The sequence below is a fragment of the Flagellimonas crocea genome (genome assembly GCF_033441595.1).
In the GTDB taxonomy this organism is placed as follows: domain Bacteria; phylum Bacteroidota; class Bacteroidia; order Flavobacteriales; family Flavobacteriaceae; genus Flagellimonas; species Flagellimonas crocea.
This window is the reverse complement of record NZ_JAUZVX010000003.1, coordinates 207,479-228,627: the sequence shown is the minus strand read 5'-3', so window position 1 is coordinate 228,627 and position 21,149 is coordinate 207,479. Positions and strand designations below refer to the sequence as shown.

At 43.2% G+C, this 21,149-nt stretch carries 20 protein-coding genes; 3 read left to right on the top strand and 17 right to left on the bottom strand.

What is annotated here, in order from left to right; genetic code table 11:
* Window positions 1–42: 42 nt before the first annotated feature.
* The 14 genes from SD449_RS10485 to SD449_RS10420 all read right to left on the bottom strand — a co-directional run bounded on the left by SD449_RS10485 (window position 43) and on the right by SD449_RS10420 (window position 15,485).
* Window positions 43–1,113, bottom strand: a complete 1,071-nt coding sequence (locus SD449_RS10485) for a M20 family metallo-hydrolase (RefSeq protein ID WP_318310490.1) — start codon at window positions 1,111–1,113, stop codon at window positions 43–45.
* Window positions 1,110–1,889, bottom strand: a complete 780-nt coding sequence (gene argB, locus SD449_RS10480) for an acetylglutamate kinase (RefSeq protein WP_225605441.1) — start codon at window positions 1,887–1,889, stop codon at window positions 1,110–1,112. Before argB ends, SD449_RS10485 begins: the two co-directional genes overlap by 4 nt.
* A 1-nt stretch (window position 1,890) precedes the next feature.
* Window positions 1,891–2,637 carry an SDR family NAD(P)-dependent oxidoreductase gene (locus tag SD449_RS10475; RefSeq protein WP_318310489.1) on the bottom strand — a complete coding sequence of 249 codons (747 nt, stop codon included), beginning with the start codon at window positions 2,635–2,637 and terminating at the stop codon, window positions 1,891–1,893.
* The gene (locus tag SD449_RS10470; RefSeq protein ID WP_318310488.1) at window positions 2,634–3,572 is read right to left on the bottom strand and encodes a Rossmann-fold NAD(P)-binding domain-containing protein; all 939 of its coding nucleotides are present in this window, start codon (window positions 3,570–3,572) and stop codon (window positions 2,634–2,636) included. Before SD449_RS10470 ends, SD449_RS10475 begins: the two co-directional genes overlap by 4 nt.
* On the bottom strand, window positions 3,572–4,696 hold the full coding sequence (locus SD449_RS10465; RefSeq protein ID WP_207035259.1) for an aspartate aminotransferase family protein: 1,125 nt from the start codon (window positions 4,694–4,696) through the stop codon (window positions 3,572–3,574). The genes SD449_RS10470 and SD449_RS10465 overlap by 1 nt, the downstream gene beginning before the upstream one ends.
* A 100-nt stretch (window positions 4,697–4,796) precedes the next feature.
* Window positions 4,797–5,591: a pyrroline-5-carboxylate reductase gene (gene proC, locus SD449_RS10460; protein ID WP_318310487.1), complete on the bottom strand. Its 795-nt coding sequence runs from the start codon at window positions 5,589–5,591 to the stop codon at window positions 4,797–4,799.
* Between the two features lie 109 nt (window positions 5,592–5,700).
* A complete protein-coding gene (gene argC, locus SD449_RS10455; protein ID WP_318310486.1) occupies window positions 5,701–6,675 on the bottom strand; it encodes an N-acetyl-gamma-glutamyl-phosphate reductase in 975 nt (324 codons plus the stop codon).
* Window positions 6,672–7,859, bottom strand: coding sequence for an argininosuccinate synthase (gene argG, locus SD449_RS10450; RefSeq protein WP_318310485.1), 1,188 nt, complete (start codon window positions 7,857–7,859; stop codon window positions 6,672–6,674). Before argG ends, argC begins: the two co-directional genes overlap by 4 nt.
* Window positions 7,860–7,953: 94 nt before the next feature.
* Entirely contained in the window at window positions 7,954–8,568 is a 615-nt protein-coding gene (locus SD449_RS10445) for a GNAT family N-acetyltransferase (RefSeq protein ID WP_318310484.1), read from the bottom strand.
* A gap of 221 nt (window positions 8,569–8,789) precedes the next feature.
* Window positions 8,790–10,142 (bottom strand): glycosyltransferase 87 family protein, encoded by a 1,353-nt coding sequence (locus SD449_RS10440; RefSeq protein ID WP_318310483.1) that lies wholly within the window; start codon window positions 10,140–10,142, stop codon window positions 8,790–8,792.
* 9 nt (window positions 10,143–10,151) lie between these two features.
* Entirely contained in the window at window positions 10,152–11,636 is a 1,485-nt protein-coding gene (locus SD449_RS10435; protein WP_318310482.1) for a cellulose synthase family protein, read from the bottom strand.
* Complete coding sequence (locus SD449_RS10430) at window positions 11,636–12,325, bottom strand: glycosyltransferase family 2 protein (RefSeq protein WP_220113360.1); 690 nt, start codon at window positions 12,323–12,325, stop codon at window positions 11,636–11,638. Before SD449_RS10430 ends, SD449_RS10435 begins: the two co-directional genes overlap by 1 nt.
* A 92-nt stretch (window positions 12,326–12,417) precedes the next feature.
* Window positions 12,418–14,028, bottom strand: a complete 1,611-nt coding sequence (locus tag SD449_RS10425) for a 4Fe-4S binding protein (RefSeq protein WP_318310480.1) — start codon at window positions 14,026–14,028, stop codon at window positions 12,418–12,420.
* A gap of 107 nt (window positions 14,029–14,135) precedes the next feature.
* Window positions 14,136–15,485, bottom strand: coding sequence for an NAD(P)/FAD-dependent oxidoreductase (locus tag SD449_RS10420; protein ID WP_318310478.1), 1,350 nt, complete (start codon window positions 15,483–15,485; stop codon window positions 14,136–14,138).
* Window positions 15,486–15,613: 128 nt separating this feature from the next.
* Here SD449_RS10420 and SD449_RS10415 point away from each other — a divergent pair, with 128 nt between their 5' ends.
* From SD449_RS10415 to SD449_RS10405, 3 genes are all read left to right on the top strand, one after another.
* A complete protein-coding gene (locus SD449_RS10415; protein ID WP_318310476.1) occupies window positions 15,614–16,627 on the top strand; it encodes a glycoside hydrolase family 113 in 1,014 nt (337 codons plus the stop codon).
* Window positions 16,628–16,727: 100 nt separating this feature from the next.
* A complete protein-coding gene (locus tag SD449_RS10410; RefSeq protein WP_318310474.1) occupies window positions 16,728–17,657 on the top strand; it encodes an N-acetylmuramoyl-L-alanine amidase in 930 nt (309 codons plus the stop codon).
* On the top strand, window positions 17,658–18,680 hold the full coding sequence (locus tag SD449_RS10405) for an N-acetylmuramoyl-L-alanine amidase family protein (RefSeq protein ID WP_318310473.1): 1,023 nt from the start codon (window positions 17,658–17,660) through the stop codon (window positions 18,678–18,680). It begins immediately after the preceding gene.
* A 1-nt stretch (window position 18,681) separates the two neighbouring features.
* Here SD449_RS10405 and arsM read toward each other — a convergent pair whose 3' ends face one another.
* From arsM to SD449_RS10390, 3 genes are read right to left on the bottom strand one after another with little or no spacing between them, the layout of a single operon-like run.
* Window positions 18,682–19,647, bottom strand: a complete 966-nt coding sequence (arsM, locus tag SD449_RS10400; protein WP_318310472.1) for an arsenosugar biosynthesis arsenite methyltransferase ArsM — start codon at window positions 19,645–19,647, stop codon at window positions 18,682–18,684.
* Window positions 19,644–20,459, bottom strand: a complete 816-nt coding sequence (locus SD449_RS10395) for a purine-nucleoside phosphorylase (RefSeq protein ID WP_225605428.1) — start codon at window positions 20,457–20,459, stop codon at window positions 19,644–19,646. Before SD449_RS10395 ends, arsM begins: the two co-directional genes overlap by 4 nt.
* The gene (locus tag SD449_RS10390; protein ID WP_318310470.1) at window positions 20,456–21,070 is read right to left on the bottom strand and encodes a TIGR04282 family arsenosugar biosynthesis glycosyltransferase; all 615 of its coding nucleotides are present in this window, start codon (window positions 21,068–21,070) and stop codon (window positions 20,456–20,458) included. The genes SD449_RS10395 and SD449_RS10390 overlap by 4 nt, the downstream gene beginning before the upstream one ends.
* Window positions 21,071–21,149 lie beyond the last annotated feature (79 nt).

Here is a 21,149-nt window from a genome sequence, read left to right as displayed (position 1 = left end):
TAATTGCCCTTCGACTACGCTCAGGGTCCCATTGTATTTTGTTTATTGCAAAAATCCTGTAAGGGTCTTAATGTAAATATCTATTCCTTCTTCAATTTCCCTCACGAAGATAAATTCGTTGGCCGAATGCGATCGTGTACTGTCCCCAGGCCCCAATTTTACGGATTGACAGGTCAAAGCAGCCTGATCGGATAAGGTGGGCGAACCATAGGTTTTTCTGCCCAGTGCCAATCCACTTTTCACCAAGTCGTGATCAGGATCAATGCAAGATGAGTTCAAGCGTAAGGAGCGTGGGGTCATTTTGCAAGGTGCTTCTTTTTGAAGGATATCCGCAATTTCCTGATTACTGTAACAATCGTTTACACGCACATCCACTACCAGGTCCACTTGTGCAGGCACAACATTATGCTGCTTTCCCGCATTAATTTGGGTGACGGTCAATTTTACCTCGCCCAAGGCTTCGGAAACCTTTTCAAAAGAGTAGTCTTTGAACCATTGTAACGTTTCAATGGCGTTATAAATACAGTTGTCATCGTTGGGGTGGGCTGCATGCGATGGGGTTCCCTCCACAACGGCATCAAAAACCACCAAACCCTTTTCTGCGATGGCCAAGTCCATCAATGTGGGTTCGCCTACAATGGCTACATCAATTTGTGGTAAAATAGGAAGCAGGGCCCTAATGCTTTTCTCTCCCGCATCCTCCTCTTCACCAGTAGCGGCCATAATAATGTTGTGACTTAGCCCTTCTTTATCATAAAAATGAACAAAAGTGGCCAAAAGCGACACAAGACATCCGCCCGCATCATTACTTCCAAGACCGTATAGTTTGCCGTCTTCGATATGTGCATCAAACGGGTCTTTGGTATAGGCGCTGTTCGGTTTTACGGTATCGTGATGGGAGTTGAGCAACAGGGTCGGTTTGCTCTCATCAAAATATTTGTTGAAAGCATAAATGTTGTTGTGTTGTCTTTTGGTATCAACCCCAAAGCTCTTTAAAAACTCCTCAATGGCATCACCTGTTATGTCCTCTTCACCTGAAAATGAAGGCGTACAGATGAGTTTTTTAAGCAGTTCAATGGCTTTTTCCGTTAATATGTCCTGGGTTATTTTCATAAGGTCAATGTCGTATATTCTGAATTGTCGGCTTCCAACATGTTCGTATTGCCTACACAAACTTTGGATACGTTGTTCCGAAGGGCGTAAAAGCAATTGTGCATTTTGGGCAACATGCCATCAGCGATGATGCCATAGGCCAATAACTCGTCGTAGCCTTGAGAGTCGATGTGCTTTATGACCGAGTTTTCGTCCTCGATATCTTGAAGCACCCCTTTTTTCTCGAAACAATAATAGAGGGTGGTCTCAAATTGTTCGGACATGGCGATGGCAATTTCAGCGGCTATCGTATCTGCATTGGTATTCAGCATCTGTCCGTTACCATCGTGGGTGAGGGCACAAAATATCGGTGTAAATCCCGCTTGCAGCAATTTAAATATTCCGTAGGTGTTCACGGTATCCACATCGCCCACAAAACCGAAATCTACATTTTTCTTGGGTCTTTTATGGGCACGTATCGCATTGGCGTCGGCACCGCTCATACCAATGGCATCGGTACCCAACGATTGCAATTTGGCCACTATTTTTTTACTGTACAATCCTCCGTAGACCATTAGGGCAATATCGAGGGTTTCAGCATTGGTGATTCGTCTGCCGTTGACCATTTTGGATTCCACTCCCATTTGGTTGGCCAGTTCGGTGGCTTTTTTGCCTCCGCCATGGACCAAAATTTTGTTGCCATCCATTTTGGAGAACAGGTCCAATACCTTTTTGCATCCTGCGGCATCTTCAATAAGATTGCCGCCAATTTTTACTACGGATAATTTCTGTTTCATTTTATGTATTTATAATCCCTCCATCTATGGTCACTGTGGTTCCCGTGATCCAAGAACTATCTTCGGAAACCAAGAAAAGTACAAGTTTAGCAATATCTTCAGGTGCCCCCAACCTTTTTAACAATGTAGTCCTTTTCGCATTTTCGACAGCAATATCGGGATTCTCAAAAGCCTGGGCCGATTCCCACAACAAAGGGGTGTCCACAGGGCCTGGACAAATGGCGTTCACCCTGACTTTTGGAGCATAGTCAACTGCCATTTGCTTCATCAGGGCTACCGATGCTGCTTTGGAAGCACAATAAGCGGGATGGTTTGGAAAACTCTTGAAGGCTGCAATCGATGCATTGATCAAAATATTGCCTTGTGGTTGTTTCTGCAACTGCGGAAGTGCATATTTACAAAGGTAAAAGATGGAACTCAAATTCGTATCGATGGTATTCCGCCACGAATCAATGGACAGCTCTTGGACATTTCCCAATCCAAGAATGCCAGCATTCAATGATAGGATGTCCAGCTTGCCATGGGTTTCCATAGCGGTTTGCACCAACTTTTTGTTGTAGGACGGGTCGGTAACATCACCTGGAACAAAGAGCGCATTGTTAAGGCCGTTTTCCAATGCTTTGCCGCTTTCTTGGTTACGACCAGAAAGTATTAGCTTAGCTCCTTCAGAAGAAAAGGATTCGGCAATGGCTTTTCCCATTCCACTGGTTGCTCCTGTAACTATGCAGACCTTGTCCTTGAGTTTCATTTTTCCTGCAATATTTTTTTCAATACAATCTGTGCGGAATAGATCCTGTTTTTGGCCTGTTCCACCACCAATGATTGTTCTCCATCCAAGACAGCGTCCTCCACAATCATGTTTCTTCGAACGGGAAGGCAGTGCATAAACTTGGCATGTCCCAATTTTTCTTTGGTAATGGTCCAGTTTTTATCCTTGTTCAATACTTTCCCGTAATCGGAATAGCTGCTCCAGTTTTTTACATAGACGAAATCGGCATCTTCCAGTGCCTTGTCCTGATTGTATTCAATTTGACATCCTTCGGTCAGTTCCGCATTGAGTTCATATCCTTCGGGATGTGTGATTACAAAATCAGCATCTTGCATCTTCATCATCTGAACAAAGGAGTTGGCCACCGCATGTGGCAATGCTTTGGGGTGCGGAGCCCAAGACAAAACTACTTTCGGTCTCTTTTTTACTTCATTCTCCTTCAAAGTAATGGCATCCGCCAAAGCCTGAAGCGGATGCCCTACGGAACTCTCCATATTTACCACTGGAATGGTGGCGTACTTGGCAAATCCGTTGATTACCTCCTCGGCTTCGTCCTTTTCTTTGTCCACCAAACCTGCAAATGCCCGTATCGCAACAATGTCGGCGTATTGGGAAACTACTTGGGCAGCTTCTTTTATATGCTCCGAAGTACCCTGATCCATCACGGTGCCATCACCATATTCCAGTGCCCAACCTTCGTTGCCAAAATTCATGATCATTACTTCCATACCAAGGTTCATGGCGGCTTTTTGTGTACTCAAACGGGTCCTTAGGCTATTGTTGAAAAACAACAGGCATATCGTTTTCCGTTTGCCCAAATCTTCAAATAGGTAAGGGTCTTTTTTTAGGGTTATTGCTTCGTCCACCCAATCGGGTAGGGATTCTATATCGTTTACGGATAAATAATGCTTCATTATAATGCTTTTTTCAGCGCTTCAAAAAATAGGTCAATGTCTTCTTTGGTGATGTTCAATGCAGGTAAAAACCGCAATAACTTTTTGTTTTTGGCACTTCCCGTGAACATGTGTTGTTCCAGAATCATTTTCTTGCGTAGGTCGGCAACTTCAAAATCGAATTCCAATCCAATCATTAATCCTCTCCCCTTTACTTTTTTGATTTCTGGTATCTCAGCAGCTTTTTCCCTAAAATAGGCTCCAAGTTCTGATGCATTTTCTATCAGGTTTTCACTTTCCAAAACCTCTAAAACTGCAAGACTGGCGGCACATGCCAAATGGTTGCCACCAAAGGTGGTGCCCAAGAGTCCGTATGATGGTTTAAACTTTTCGTGAATCAAAATACCACCTACTGGAAAACCGTTCCCCATGCCCTTGGCTATGGAAATGATGTCGGGTTCTATACCATGATGTTGAAACGCAAAAAACTTTCCGCTACGGCCATAGCCCGATTGTACTTCATCGGCAATAAGCACAACATTATGTTCCTTGCATTTTTTGGCGATCAATTGGAAGAATTCCGTGGTGGGCTCGTCCAAACCGCCGACACCTTGAATGGCTTCCAAAATCACGGTACAGTATTCATCACTTTCAATGGCTTTTTCAAAGGCATCAAAATCGTTTAAAGGCAAGAAAGTGACTTCTTGTTGTTTGTTGATGGGTGCATTGATGCTCGGGTTGTCCGTTGCGGCAACTGCTGCCGAGGTTCTTCCGTGAAAACTATTGGTAAAAGCGATCACTTTTGATTTTCCTGTGTGGAACGAGGCCATCTTCAGTGCATTTTCGTTGGCTTCGGCGCCCGAATTGCACATAAAAAGGTCATAGTTTTCACAACCAGACAAATCACCAAGCTTTTGTGCCAATGCTTCTTGCAACGGGTTTTGTACCGAATTGCTGTAGAAGGCCATTTGGTCCAATTGTTCCTTGATTCGTTTTACGTAGTGCGGATGTGTATGGCCAATGGAGATTACGGCATGACCACCATAAAAATCCAAATATTTTTCCCCTTTGTCATCCCAGACCTCAATGCCCTTTGCCTTTACTGGAGTGACATTATATAGCGGGTATACGTCGAATAGTTTCATAATTTCTTATTTGTCATCTCGAGCGCAGTCGAGAGGTACACTTATTTTTTAAGGTCTCGCATCTCGACTGCGCTCGATGTGACAGCTCGACCTGATAGCTTTATCCTTTTCTGATTTGACTGATTTTTTCATACGAGGATACAATTCCCCTGATCAACGATGAGCTCAATCCTTGGTGCTCCATTTCGTTCAAACCTTCAATGGTGCATCCTTTTGGGGTGGTCACGCGATCAATTTCTTCTTCTGGGTGACTTCCTGACTCAATCAACAGGCTTGCGGCACCATTACAGGTATGCATGGCCAGCTCTTGTGCTTCTTTTGCATCAAACCCCAATTGAATGGCGCCTTGGGTGGTGGCACGTATCAAACGCATCCAAAAAGCAATCCCGCTCGCACAGATTACGGTAGCAGCTTGCATCTGGTCTTCTGGAATTTCCATGGTATGCCCCATTCGGTTGAAAATGGCCTTGGCCAAGTCGATTCTTTTCTTGCCGAGCTCGTTGGAGCAAATGCAGGTCATGGATTTGCCTACGGAGATTGCCGTGTTGGGCATACTTCGGATGATGAACTTGTCCGACCCGATGATTTCCTCGATTCTAGGAATCTTAAAACCCGTAATGGTACTGATGATCACGTGCTTTTCGGTAAGAAGATCTTTGATTTCGTTCAAAATATGGGCAAAATGCCCTGGCTGAACGGCGAAGATCAATATATCCGAATTTTTCACCGCTTCTTTATTGTCCGAAGTAACGGTTACGATTCCATATTTTTCAAACTCCTGAATGGATTTGGTGTTCCGTTTGGTAAGGTACATGGTGGTGGCTCCGTTGCTGTGCAAAATGCCTTTGGCAATGGCCAATCCCAAATTTCCTGCTCCTATGATGGCTACTTTCATGGTTTCTTAAGTTTTTGTCATCTCGAGCGCAGTCGAGAGATGTTTCAAAATTTTTGCGTGTGGTCTCGCATCTCGGCTCCGCTCGATGTGACAGCTCGACCTCGTAATTTTAAAATACGCCTGCCTTCAACAACAGACCTTCGGTTTCGGGGAAACCGAACATTAGGTTCATATTTTGTACTGCCTGTCCCGATGCCCCTTTCAATAAATTATCAATGGCCGATGTAACCAAAAGAATATCATCGTGTTTATGCAAATGAACGTGACACTGGTTGGTGTTCACTACTTGTTTTAGATGCAGTTCTTCATCCGACATGTGGGTGAATGCAGCGTCTTTGTAAAAATCGTTGTACAGCTTCTTCGCATCTTCCAAGTTGCCGTTGTATTTGGTGTACGCCGTGGCCAAAATTCCACGGGTGAAGTTGCCGCGATTCGGTAAAAACATCAATTTGCCCACGGAATTTCCGAAGGAATTCAAACTTTCACCGATTTCTCCCAAATGCTGGTGCGTAAAAGGTTTGTACCATGAAACGTTGTTGTTCCTCCAGCTAAAATGCGAGGTGTCGGACAGTCCAACGCCTGCCCCAGTGCTGCCCGTAACGGCGTTGATATGGACGTCATCACCTAACAGACCTGCTTTTGCCAAAGGCAACAGGGCCAATTGTATGGCGGTGGCAAAACAACCTGGGTTGGCAATGGCCTCAGCGGTCTGTATGGCAGACTTGTTCAGTTCGGGAAGCCCATAAATAAATCGTTGACCATTAAAATTGGAATTCGTTTGTAACCTAAAATCGTTGCTGAGGTCAATGATTTTTGTTGATGCTGAAAATTGGTTCTCGTTCAAAAATGAAGTCGAGTTGCCATGTCCCAAACAAAGGAAGACTACATCGACCTTTGGATTTATCTCCCCTGAGAATTTCAATTCTGTTTGTCCCAGCAAATCCTGATGTGCGGAACTGATGGGCTTTCCCGCTCTTGTGGTACTGTATACAAAATCGATTAGGGCCTGCGGATGGTTGAGCAGAATCCTGATCAATTCACCACCTGTGTAACCCGAACCTCCTATGATTCCTGCTTTGATCATGAATCTTGGTTTACGTGGTTGGCTATTTTTCCTGAGTTCGACAAAATTTTGATAAAGCCCTTGGCATCGTCAGCGGTCCAACCTTTGTTCATTTCGCCATAACTTCCAAAGGAAGCGTTCATCAAATCGTGTTGTGAAGTGATGCCGTTCAAGTCGAATCGGTAGGGGTGCAACGTGACGAAAACATCGCCCGATACATGTTTCTGGGTGTCGGTCAAAAAGGCTTCGATGTTTCGCATCACCTCGTCCAAATAGTTGCCTTCGTGCAATAGCATGCCATAAAAATTGCCCATTTGCTCTTTCTGATATTGTTGCCACTTGCTCAAGGTGTGTTTTTCCAACAAATGGTGCGCTTTTATTATGATCAATGGAGCCGCGGCTTCAAAACCGACCCGTCCTTTGATTCCGATAATCGTATCTCCAACGTGGATATCTCTACCAATGGCGTATTTGGATGCAATGGCGGACAATTTTTCGATGTTGGCCACAGGAGTGTCCTGCTCGCCGTCCAATGCAACCAATTCACCCTTTTTAAAGGTCAACTTCAACTCTTTGGATAGTTCTTTTTGCAATTGGCTCGGGTACGCACTTTCTGGTAATGAAAGGTGAGAAGTCAAGGTTTCATCGCCTCCCACGGACGTGCCCCATAATCCTCGGTTTACGGAATATTTGGCTTTTTCCCAGGAGTAATCGATACCGTTTTGTTGTAGGTAGTTGATTTCTTCCTCCCTTGCCAATTTTTTATCCCTTATCGGTGTGATGATCTTGATGTCTGGGGCCAAGATTTGAAAGATCATATCGAACCTAACCTGATCGTTTCCTGCTCCCGTGCTTCCGTGGGCAATGTATTTGGCGCCAATTTTTTTGGCGTGGTTCACAATCTCGATAGCCTGAACGATTCGTTCCGCGCTTACGGAAAGGGGATAGGTGTTGTTTCGGAGTACATTTCCGAAGATGAGATATTTCACCACTTTCTCATAAAATGTTGCAACGGCGTCAATAGAGGTGTAGCTGGTTGCGCCAAGGGCAAGCGCTTTTTCCTCGATTTCCTCGATTTCAGTTTTGCTGAAACCGCCCGTGTTCACACTTACGGCATGCACTTCAAAACCTTCTTCCTGTGATAGGTATTTGGCACAGTATGACGTATCCAATCCACCACTATATGCTAAAACTAATTTTTCCATTTTTCTTTTATTTTGTCGTTCCTGCCAAAGCAAGAATCCATTTATGTATTTTCAATAGTTCGACTGTGCTCAGGATGATAGCTCGAACTGACAATTAATTATCTTTCTTTTTTAGGAAAAGGTGTTCCTTAATGCTTTTCAGCCTTTGAAACGCCTTTTTATTGAGTTTTTCAGGCTCGTGTTTTTTTGAATTGGGGTCGTACAGCATTCCCGTGCAAAGACACATCTTTTTTTCTGTGCGTGTAAGAATATCAAAGTTCTTACAGGTCTGACAACCTTTCCAAAATTCGGGATCGTCCGTAAGTTCGGAAAATGTAACAGGTTTATAGCCCAGTTCGTAGTTCATTTTCATTACGGCAAGTCCCGTGGTGATACCAAATATTTTGGCTTCGGGGAATTTTTTTCTGGATAGATCAAAAACTGCCTTTTTGATTTTTTTGGCAAGTCCTTGGTTTCTGTAATCGGGATGTACGATCAAACCAGAGTTGGCCACAAAATCCTTGTTTCCCCAGACCTCGATATAGCAGAAACCCGCAAATTTATCGCCATCCAAAGCAATGATGGCGTTTCCGTTCTGGAGGCGTTTTATAATATATTCAGGAGTGCGTCTGGCAATACCTGTACCGCGGACTTTGGCCGATTCGGTAATGGTATCGCTAATGATCTGTGCGTATTTAAAATGTGATTCGTTAGCAACAATAATTTCCATTGCAAGCGATTGTTCTGTAAAAAATTAAAAAAATAGATTTGGTCGTTCTGCGGAAATGGACTCACCTATTTCCAATTGATATAATGCACCCTTACGGGCGACGACGACGGGGAGTAAACGGACTGATGGGAGCAGTGATGCTCAAAGTAAATGGTATGTACTGGTGTCCTTTCATTCTGAAGCTAAAGTACAAATTAATTCGAATTGTACTAAAGTTGAGGTCACTTTTTGAGGAAATATAACTTTTTCGGCCTACTTCCTATTATTTCATAAATAAAAAACCCAATTACCAAAATGTATTCAATGGCCAATAACCAAAGATTTTCTTTGTAATCGGGATTGGAATATGCATAGTAACTCAGAACTACGGCGAAGGACCACACGAATGGGAACCTGTAATCGGTAAACATGGCAATGCCCAAAAGAAACACTACATACCAAGGATGCACGGTGCTGGAGAGGAAATAATAGCAGGCCAATGCAAGCATCATGGATGTGATGACGCTTTCCAGTTTTTGGTTTTTCCGTAGGAAAGCAAGTAGCAAAATGATAACGATCACCACTTTTTGTATTACTGAACCATAGGAGTCTATCAATTCCCAGGGTTTGGCTTCATAATAAGTGACTGCAATCTTCTTAACGACATTGTATGTGCTGGCATTGAACTCAAAATTGGTGAACCATAGCCCAACGGTATCCGAATAATTATCGATAAATACGGAGGAATAAAAAGGAAACAGCAAAGCCCCGCACCCCAACAGTATCAAAGCGTAAAAAACAACACTCTTTTTTAGCCCGAAGTATTTTACAAAAAGTGGCAGGAACATCAGGGGCATTAACTTTACCATGATGGAAATGGCATATATCGGGGTTGACCATAACCACTTGTTTTTTGAGATTAGATACAGGGCCCAAACAAAGAAAAAGAGCATTACACCCTCAAAATGCAGGTTGCCCGTAAGTTCGATAATGATCAATGGATTCAAATAGTACCAAAATGCCAAATGGTTGGCCTTGTTCAGGTGCTGTAAAAGCTTTCTTCCAAAATAAAGCACGCCTAAATCGGCAAGAATCACCATCAACCGCATGGCAATGGTGGAACCCAGAACACTACCTCCACCCAAAATTGATGCAATGGCAAAAAGGACTTGGTTGATTGGCGGATAGTTGCTGTAGTGACGCGCATTGAGGTCGGTCATTCCCTCGTGCAGTTCCTTCATGCTGGGGAATGATACCGTGCCCTGCTCCATAATTTGGTCGGGTGTGTACAAATACGGATTGATGCCGTTTTTGATGAGTTCTCCATCCCAAATAAACCGATAGAAATCCTGTGAAAGATTGGGCTCGGCAATCAAAAATACCAACCGAAAAAGTATCCCAACGACCAATAGGAACTTAAAGTTCCATTTTTCGAACTGGATAATTTTGGAAGTAAGATAAAAAAGTGCCCCATAGAGCATGAACAACTTAATGAAGTCCGTACGGACCAAGTTGTATGCAAAGCTCCAGTAGAACAGAATACAAGCGACAGCAAATAGTATCGGGTATCTGTGCAGTCGCCAATAAGATTGCATGGTGTTTGTTTATGCCTTGGAAGTTAAGGATTTAAAGAATACAAATCCAAAACCTAGGAACAACATTAAGTGGAACGGGAACAATCCGTAGTCGTTCAACGGTATGGCGCTGTACATTCCAAAGAGGAAATAAATCATCAAGGCAAACTCCAAGATCATGTTGGGCGACAATTTATCGGTTAAATATTTGTTGCCTTTCCAGGTATCCTTAATACTGTTGATGTTGAACTTTGGAGTTCTTACAAATTCACTTCGCTTGCCCAAATGTCCTTCCAAAACTGCGACGGTATTGTGCAAAGAAAAGCCCAATGCCACTGAGAAAAAGGTAAAGAACAGTTTGATGTAATCCACGAAATTGTCGAAACTACTGCCCTGAATACTTTTGTACGTAAACCAATAGCATACAAAAAGGATAATGGTACTCAAAATGAAAAAGCTTGTCACTTCAAATACCCATCCCAAATGGCCGTAGGTATTTTTGATATAAAGCATGGGAATGCTCAACAAGGCCACGGTGAACACGCAAAGGAACATAGAGCTGTTCAAGAGGTGCATTACCCCGTGGAACTTAGTTTTGAACGGAATGTTTTTGGCGGTAATTACGCTCAATACCGTTTTTCTGAAGTTTTCCGCACCACCTTTGTTCCAACGGAACTGTTGTGAACGCGCGGCGCTGATTACTACGGGAAGCTCTGCGGGAGTTTCCACATCTTCCAAATACTTGAACTTCCAGTTTTTCAATTGGGCACGGTAGCTCAAATCGAGGTCTTCGGTAAGGGTGTCGCCCTCCCAGTTGCCCGCATCGAAGATGCATTCTTTTCTCCAGATACCTGCGGTACCGTTAAAGTTGATAAAGTGTCCTTTGGAGTTTCTTCCAACTTGTTCCAAGGTAAAGTGGGCATCCAAGGCAAAGGCCTGTATACGGGTCAAAGTGGAGTAATCCCTGTTGATGTGTACCCAACGGGTCTGTACCACACCGATTTCCTCATCCTTGAAATAGGGAACTGTTTTTTTGAGCCAATCGGCTTCTGGAAGGAAATCGGCATCAAAAATGGCGATAAAATCACCTTTGGCAATTTCCAGTCCTTCTTTAAGGGCACCTGCTTTATAGCCTTGTCTGTTTTCCCTACGGATATGCTTAATGTCCAATCCAGTTTCTTGGAGTTCCTCGATCCTTCTGGCAGTTTCCACTACGGAATCGTCCGTTGAGTCGTCCAGCACTTGGATTTCCAGTTTACTTTTTGGGTATTCTATCTTGGCAATGTTTTCCAACAAACGCTCCATCACATATTCCTCGTTGTAAATGGGAAGCTGAATGGTAACGAATGGAATTTCTTTGGGGTCGAGAAGGTTGAATTTTGGAGCTTCCTCGTTTCGTTTTTTATAGCCCAGATAATTGACCAGTAGATTCAATTGAGCCAGACTATAAAAGAATATCAAAATTAAGGCTGTACTATAAATAGCAATGATGATGTAAGCGATAGCAAGTCCCATTATTTTAAACTGTATTTAAAGATCCAACCTAATATTTTTATGCCAGCAAATATAGTACCTTTTACCGTACCTGATACTTTTGACACCCCAATTCTTCGTTTGTAACGCACTGGTACTTCGATATATGACATTTTTTTTCTCAAAATTTTCAATTGCATTTCCACTGTCCAGCCATAAGTGGTGTCCTGCATTCTTAATTCTTTGAGCTTTTCATATTTTATCGCCCTAAAAGGTCCCAGATCCGTAAATTTTGACCTAAAAAACAATCTCATTAAAAATGTGGCCAATTGGTTCCCAAAAACCTGCTGTGGGGTCATGGAACCAGGTTCGCGAAGTGATTTTTTTCGCGCTCCCACCACAAAATCGATGTCATTTTCCAAAATTGGGGCGACAATCTTATCCAATTCCTCTGGATAATCTGAATAATCTCCGTCGATAAATACGATGATGTCGGGTGTTTTAGATCGTTCGGATATGTAATTTAATCCTCTTAAACAGGCAAACCCATAGCCCTTGCGGTTTTCCGTGATTACAGTGGCGCCAGCTTTTTCTGCATTGGCTACGGTATCGTCTTCGGAACCGTTGTCCACGACCACAATTTCGGACACATGGTCGGGAATTTCCGAGACCACCAAACCAATGGAATCTCCTTCGTTGATCGCTGGGATGATGACCTTGATATCCGCCATTGGTCAGGTGTTGTTTTGGTTAGTGTTAGAGCTCGCCAAAACTAAAATTTTCCAAGGATATTTGACCGAAAATCTTCAAAAAGAAGGGAAATCTATTTTTTGTTCACCAATGTCATCAGGTCCACATCGTTACCCAATAATACTTGGTTGCTGTCTATTCTTCCCTCCAACGGACCGTTTTCCAGTTTAAGGACGCCCCTTGGACAAACTGCTGAGCAAATTCCGCATCCCACGCAGCTCGACCGAACAATGTTCTCTCCTTTCTGGGCGTAGGCCCGCACATCGATGCCCATTTCGCAGTATACCGAGCAGTTACCGCAAGAAATACATTGCCCCCCATTGGTGGTAATTCTGAACCTGGAAAACAATTTCTGCTGAAACCCTAAAATGGCGGCCATGGGGCAACCGAAGCGGCACCACACCCTACTACCGAAAATGGGATAGAACCCTGTTCCAATGACTCCAGAAAAAATGCTTCCAATCAAGAAAGAGTATGATTTACGAAGTGTTTCGGATTTAAAAAGAAAAATTTGTCCGTCCCCGCTAAAAAAATGAAACCCGATCAGCGCTATAATGATCACAAAATAACCGATGGCTCCGTACTGCGCATCTTTCTGGAGTTGGTCTCTTTTAAAAATCATGGCCCAACCAAAAACTAAAGTAAGTAAGACGGCTACACCAATTAAGAAAGTGCTTTTGGTCAGCCAATATTTACTGGTATCCGTTCCCAAATAGGAATAAATGACCGCGGTGGTCATCAAAGTCACAAAAACTACGACGCTGTGCACCACCCAGCGTTCCACTTTCCATGCAAATGTAGATTTATCGCTCAACTGCCTGAATGAGTCCCCAGCGGTTTCCGCCAATCCGCCGCAGCCACAGACCCAGGAGCAATACCATCTTTTACCATATTTATAGGTAAGGATGGGGGTGATCACAAATATGGAAAGGATGCCGAAAATCAAAAGGGCAAAACCAATTTCTCCTGAACTTAGGAAGGCCTTGATGCGATAACCTTCAAAATTATAATAGTTGAGCGGCCAAATATTTTTGAGGTCGTAATAAGGCAAACTTCCCCCGTCCAAAATTTTATCACCGTTCAAACGGGCCATCAATTCTGGGATGATGAACGCAAAGGCGGTTTGAAAGAACATGACGCTCCAAGTGCGCAACCTTTCGTATCGGTTATGGCGGTATTTCCAAAGAAACTTGATGCCAAAGGCAAAAATGGCCACCGTATAAAGTGTGCCGTAAACAAACCACTGACTGGCGGGGTTACCGCTCAAAAATTTACTGAGCGGGTCAAAAAGCCCGATAACCCCTTTGTTGTCGCCACCGTTCACCAGACCGAGGTATTCTGGATAAAAATAGAGTACAATGTAGAAACCTGTCAGGGACAAACCTGCCACCCAACCCCATAAGCCGCGGCTGGAAATCGACTTGAACCAAACCCCATCATTTTTGATCCCAGGGATTTTTTTGGAATAGGCGTCCCAAGAAAACCAAACAATCCCGACGGTGATGGCCAAAAGAGACAAGGTCAACCATAAGGTCTTGTTCGGAAAATTGACATTGAAAACGGCCAAAAGCAGAATGCCCATCCCAGATAATCCCAAAAGGACAGCAAGTTTTTGACTTAAGCTCAAACTTTTTGGTGGTTCGCCTGTCAGGGCCATACTTTTATGATAGGTTTGACTGTTCATTGTTTGTTGTTTCTTTGTTCTGATATTTTCGAATGGGACATGACCTCTCCAGTTTTTCGTACAATTTAAACTCTTTAATAAACCATTAACCCTTAACCATCAACCAATCAATTCAGTTGGAAGATGCGTTTTAGGTTTTTCTTTTTCGGATTGATGGATTTGCCGAAATCAGAATTGTATTTGGACACGATCTGTGATTCAAAATTCTTATAAAACTCAGGGTCAAAATTGGCGTCTCTAAGATGCTCCATCACATAATCAATGGTTCTTTTTTCGCTGAGCCATCTATCAAAAACCTCGTGCCGCAAACGAATGCCAAAGGTGTTGATGCCCAACACGGTTTCAGAATCTTTATCAAACGCAAGGGTGATGCAGAGTTTTTCTTTGGGATGTCTCCAATGGAAATGGGCCTCGTTTTCTTTTTTCTTTCTCTCTGGGAACACCCAACCATAGGTTTGGTACTCAATGTCCAGAAATTTGGCGGAGTTGAACCAATGGCCTGGATTATATTCCATTCGATTGCCGCAAATGGTCTGGGCCAGGGTTTCGCCCATCATACGGCCCGTGTACCAAACAGCTTCAATGGGGCGTCGATTTCCAATGGCTTCGTGCTGTTCCGCACAATCGCCAATGGCGTATACGTCTTCAACATTGGTCTCCAAAAACCGATTTACCTTTACTCCTCTACCTAATTCTATATCCGAGTTTTTCAAAAAATCAATATTTGGGGTAACACCTGCGGTCAATCCTACCAAGTCACATTCAATTTCTTCCCCAGTTTCGGACAGTGTCACGGATTTTACCCTTCCATTTTCATCGGGAGTGATTTGCTTGAGTGAAGCACCCAAGCGTAAATCTATATGGTGCTCGCGGATATGTTCGTTGATCATTTCTGATTCGCCAGAAGGCAAAACACTGTTCCAAAAGCTGTTTTCACGAACTAAAAACGTTACTGGAATATCGCGGGTTCGGAGCATTTCGGCCAATTCGATACCAATAAGTCCACCACCAATAATCACTGCCCGTTTGCAAACCTTGTTGTTGGGCGCGTTTTCCTCCAGCAGTTCCAAGTCTTGTTTGGAATAAAGTCCTTGAACGCCATCCAAATCCTGTCCTGGCCATCCAAATTTGTTGGGTTTTGATCCTGTGGCAATAATCAATTTATCGTAGTTGAGGTCTGGAGCACCATCAAGATGAAGCAATTTTTCTTGGGTGTTGACCTTGGTCACGTACCCTTGTACCAAATCTATTCGGTTCTTTTTCCAGAAGTGGTTCTCGTATGGTTGGGTATGCTCAAACTTCATATGGCCCATGTACACATACATCAAAGCTGTTCTGGAGAAAAAATATTCGGATTCTGCAGAAACAATGGTGATTTTTTTGTCGGAAAGCTTTCGAATGTGCCTTGCAGCGGTTACACCTGCAATTCCATTTCCAATAATGACAATGTGTTCCATGGGTTGGGTTTGATTGTTCTATGTGTCGAGGTTTATCGTAAAAACTTAACAGAAAGATGAAATTTAATAAGAATTTGGCGGTCGGATGATGTTTTAAAATGATTATTTTTAAAGCGTTCACAATCATTATGAAAAAGCTGATTTATTTATGTGTGCTTGTTTTTGCCTCTTGCGCAACTAGCAAGTTTGATAAAGTCAATGGTGTCAGTTTTGTCTCCTCGAGGGAGGAAGTCGCCCAGCACCATATCGACCCCGTTCTCAACGTGGGTGCCAATTATGCCGCCGTGATGCCGTTTGGATTTATTAGGGATTTGGATTCCCCCGAACTGATTTTTAATACGGATAGGCAATGGTATGGAGAGCGCAGGGAAGGAGCAAAGCAGTACATAGAAAAGTTGCATCAAAATGGGGTAAGCGTGATGGTAAAACCCCAAATTTGGATTTTTGATGGTCAATTTACTGGCAACATGAAAATGCCTTCAGAAGAAGATTGGGAAAAACTGGAAGCATCCTACGAAGCATTTATTCTGCTTTATGCCGAGATGGCGGAAGAGACCCAAAGCGACATATTTTGTATAGGAACTGAGCTAAAAACCTTTGTGAACGAACGGCCAGAGTTCTGGAACGATCTTATTAAAAAGGTAAGAGAAGTGTACACGGGCAAGATTACCTATGCCGCCAACTGGGACGAGTATGCAAAAACACCTTTTTGGTCGGATTTGGATTTTATTGGTGTGAACGCCTATTTTCCGCTTTGCGAACGGGAAAACCCTACGATAGAAACGTTAACGGAAGGTTGGCAACCCTGGAAGACCAAAATGCGGGAACTTGCCAAACAGGAAGATAAACCTATTCTTTTTACGGAGTTTGGATACCGAAGCATGGATTTTACGGGCAAAAAACCTTGGTTGGTGGACCGTAACCAAATGGATGTGAACCTCAAGGCACAAGCTGATGCTACGCAGGTAATCTTTGATGAATTTTGGAATGAGGATTGGTTTGCTGGGGGATTCGTCTGGAAATGGTTTATGCAGCACGATCAAGTTGGTGGACATGCGGACAACCGTTTTACGCCCCAAAATAAACCAGCGGAATCCATCATTAGAAGGCAGTACACCCAAATCAAAAAATCGAGTCTTTAAGGCTTGTCGATAAATTGTGGGAATTTTTATCTTAAGGAATGGTGGATGTTTCTGATTTTTCGCCATATTTGTAGCGCACCCTCCCCAAAAATATAGCGTAATGAAATTAAAATCGACCCTTCTGTTTTGGGCGTGTGCCTGTACCATTATTTTTGCACAAGAGGACAACTTTTATACCGTTACTGCCGAGCAGGGCGATGGTATTTTTTCACTTCTTCGTAAACAGGGGCTGGATCCTGCCAAGCACTACGGAGCCTTTTTGGAGCTGAACTCAGATAGGATTTCAGAGGGCGGCACGTTAAAACTGGGTAAGGAATATAAGGTGCCCTACGCAGACGATTCATTTAAAAAGACCGGGGTTTTGGTTGAGCCCACTCAAGGTGTGGAGGCGCCTATTTTTGATAAAGAGTTGGCCCAGATGTCCCTCAAAAGTGATAAGCTGAAAGATGCGGTGTACTATTTGGTCACGGAGAACACCAAGAACAATACTGACTTTGTAAAGGAAATAACAAAACGTTTGGCGGCCGAGTTAATGGTGAACGGTGCCAAGGTTTATGTTCTCGGCGATGATTCTTCATCAAACCTTGAGGAGCCTCTCGAATCAAGGACAAGCTCCATGGGGGATTATATCAAGGTCATCAATAAGCGATACTTGCAGAACTCAGGAAAATACCAACGGGTTTTGGTCATTCGTTCGGAGCATGTTACTGGAAACGGAAATTTGGATGTAGCTGTTTATCATTATAATAAAAGCGAACAGGGCCAACGATTTGCACAAAATATCCAGAACGTTTTCAAGAAAAACAATATCTCCAACAAAACATTCAACGAAGCCAGCTTGATTTTTAAGGACAAAAACAGCCTGTACTTGGCCAAAAATATTCTGCCCGCCATAAGTCTGTTGACCCTTGAGAACACTTCTAACCAATCAGATAGTAAAATTTCCTTGCGACCCAACCAAAAAGAATTTGCCAATTTGATCAGCAATGGCATAATGAATGATTATGTTGATATAGAATTTGAGAATTAAATGAGACTTAATTGGTTTACGCCATTGCTGGGCGTTTTGTTTATATTTCAGTACACCTTATGGGGCCAAGAGGATTTTCCCAAAGTCATGGCCCAAGAAGGCGATGGTATTTATTCGTTGCTGCGACGACACGGGGTGAGCCCAACAAAACATTACAACAACTTTGTGAAACTAAATGCAGAGGATTTGGGCGAGGATGAATCCTTAATTCTGGGGAAGCGGTATATGCTGCCCGATACTTTGGAGACAAAAACGGTAGAAGTAGTGGAAGAGGGCACCACCTATTCCATTTTTGGGGAGGACTTTAAAAAGGTAGACAAGGTTAGTTCCCGTTTGAGCAATACTGTTTACTACTTGATTTCGGGACACGGTGGGCCAGACCCAGGGGCCATTGAAAAGCATAACGGTAAATTGATTGCAGAGGATGAGTACGCCTATGATGTGACCCTAAGATTGGCCCGCGAGCTGATATCCCACGGGTCGGAAGTACATATCATTGTCCAAGATGATAATGATGGAATTAGGGACAAAAGAATCCTTGAACTGGATACGGACGAAACCGTTCAATCACAGCCTATCCCGCTAGACCAATTGGAGCGTTTGAAGCAACGTACCAAAGCTGTAAACGATTTGTATGCTAAGAATTCAGGTAAATATCAACGTCTTTTGGTCACACACGTGGATAGCAGGGGCGAGGGTACCAATATCGATGTATTTTTCTACCATCACGAAAAGAGTACCAACGGAAAAAGGCTTGCGGAAAGTATTCACCAGACATTTTTGAGGAAGTATAAAAAATTCCAGCCCAACCGATTGTACAACGGAACCTTTATGGAAAGAAGCAGTTTGTACGTAGTTAAAAACACGCTTCCGGCCATGGCTTACATCGAAATAGGCAACATCAGAAACAAAAAGGACCAACGTAGAATCCTGGACCCCGATAACCGACAGGCATTGGCCAAATGGATTTCCGAGGGGATTTTATTGGATTATGAGTCTTCTAAAGGAGCTATTTCAAAATAAACTAGCAACACCCGCCACCGTTGTAGTGGTATGTACTTTCACTTATAAAGATTTCATCAGAAGCATTGGCCAAAGCTGCTGCGGTTTTATCGCAGACCGCCAAGGGTTGGTTTTGTTGTAGCACATGTCCTTTCTGATCATCAAAATAAGCTTCATTTCCAAAATAAATGGCTGTTTTACCCGTAAAAACACAGGGGCCATCCGCTGGCATGGGGTCTTTAATGGCAGCTATTTCAATAGATTCGATATGAATAAGCTCTTTTGTGGGATAATGGTTCGGTGATAACACCCTATACGATCGCTTACCTCTAATTTCAATAGTGCCAAAACCAGCATCGGTCAGTACTTTAACATATTCCTTCAAAGGAATGCTGCCGCTCAGGCATTGAGCCCTAAGTCTATCATCATTGCGAAGCTCGTCACTCATAGGTTGTTCGCAAATGGGATCGCTCATCACCAATCTTCCGTGGGGCTTTAGTACCCGGTACATTTCGGAAACGGCTTTTTTAAGATTATCTATCTTAAAAATATTGAAAAGGCAATTTTGTGCGGCTACATCGATACTTTCATCGGTAACGGGAAGGTTCAATGCATCCCCTTTCACCAAATTCACGTATTCGCTCTTGAACCAATCGTTTTCTTCTTCGGCTATTTTGAAGTTCTTTCGGGAAGCTTCCAGCATTTCGTCCACGGAATCCACACCCACAACTCCACCTTTTTGTCTGGAAAAATAAGAGAATTGCAATAGTTCCATTCCGCCTCCTACACCAACATATAGAATTTTGGGATTGTTGACCAAATCCTGTGCGGAAACGGTGCTTCCGCAGCCGTAGTTCATCTCTTGCATGATCTTGGGAATGGAAAGCCCGGGGAACTGCCAAATGGGGTTGGTGGTGCAGCAAAGCCCGACATCGGGTGTTAGGGCCGCTTGTTTGTATAGGTCTTGGGTGGCGTCTAAATAGCTCATAATTCTTTGATCAGTTCTTTGAATAGTTTAATCATTTTGGGTTCCGTTTGCCCTGCAATCTTCAAAATTTCTTGGACTTCGACAGGTTGCAGGTTGTCGGGGTCGCATTCATCGGTCAATACCGATACCGCTACAATGGGTAGTCGTAAATGATTCGCAACAATTACTTCGGGGACGGTGCTCATTCCCACGGCGTCGGCACCCATGATCTTGAGCATTCGGTATTCTGCCTTGGTTTCCAGTTGTGGTCCTACCACGGAGGCATATACTCCCTTTTTCAAGGAAATGTTTTCACGAGCGGCGATGGATTCCACTTTTTTGCGCATTTCTGGGTCGTAAGGCTCGCTCATATCCACAAATCGGTCGCCGAACTCGGATACATTTTTAAATGCCAAAGGTGAACCTCCTTGAAGGTTAATGTGATCTTCGATCAGCATAATATCCCCTTTTTTAAAGTCAAGATTAATGGCTCCCGCAGCATTGGACACGAACAATTGTTTGATGCCCAATTGGTGCATTACACGTATGGGGTAGGTTATATCGATAAAATCGTAACCTTCATACAAGTGAAAACGTCCTTGCATTACGATGACTTTTTTGCCCTCGATGGTGCCATAGATCAATTTGCCCGTATGGAATTCCACGGTGGCCAATGGGAAATGCGGAATATGGTTGTAATGGGCCTCAATGGGGTTTTCTATGTTGTCCACCAATTGTCCTAATCCCGTACCTAGAACTATACCAATTTCTGGTGTTTCAAAACCTCGTTTTTTTAAGTATTCAACGGATTCTGCTATCTGTATTTTTGTCATTCTTCCATATGTTTTAAAAATGGCGCAAAGGCCTCAATGTCTTTAATGTCTTCATAGTAATCCACATCATTCTTCTCATCTAAAAGCACAAACTTTTCATCTTTTATGTCGGATAATGTATCAGCAAGTACAGTATTTGTGCCCCATTCTTTGTTTTGGAACAGTTCCTTTTTTAAGGACTTCATGCCCAAAAGATAGTATCCGCCATCTTCAGCAGGCCCCACCACATACTTATAGTCTTTAAATTTGGAGAAAGCTGCTTCCAAATCGGTTTGGTCGAGGTGAAACATATCGCTGCCTATAATAATGATGTTCTCAAAACCTGCCTTGAATCCTTCATCGAAAGCGTTCATCATCCGTTCGCCTAAATCGTTCCCGACCTGAAGTTTCTTTTTGTAGACCTTGTTGTCCCAAATATCATCCATCCAAATGGTTTCTGAATAATAGACCCATTTTTCGACCTTCAAATCTTTGGTAAACGATACGGTCTTGTCCAATAAAAAGCTATAAATGTCCAAAGCTGCTTGGTCTCCCACTTTGGCGGCCAATCGGGTTTTGCATTTACCAAGTTCGGGGTTACGGGTAAGGATCAAAAGTAGGTTTTTGCTCAATTGCTTTGTTTTGGTTACCGACACTTTAAGCTGTTGGTCAGCAAGACGATCCAATACTTACGTTTGATTTTTGCAAAGA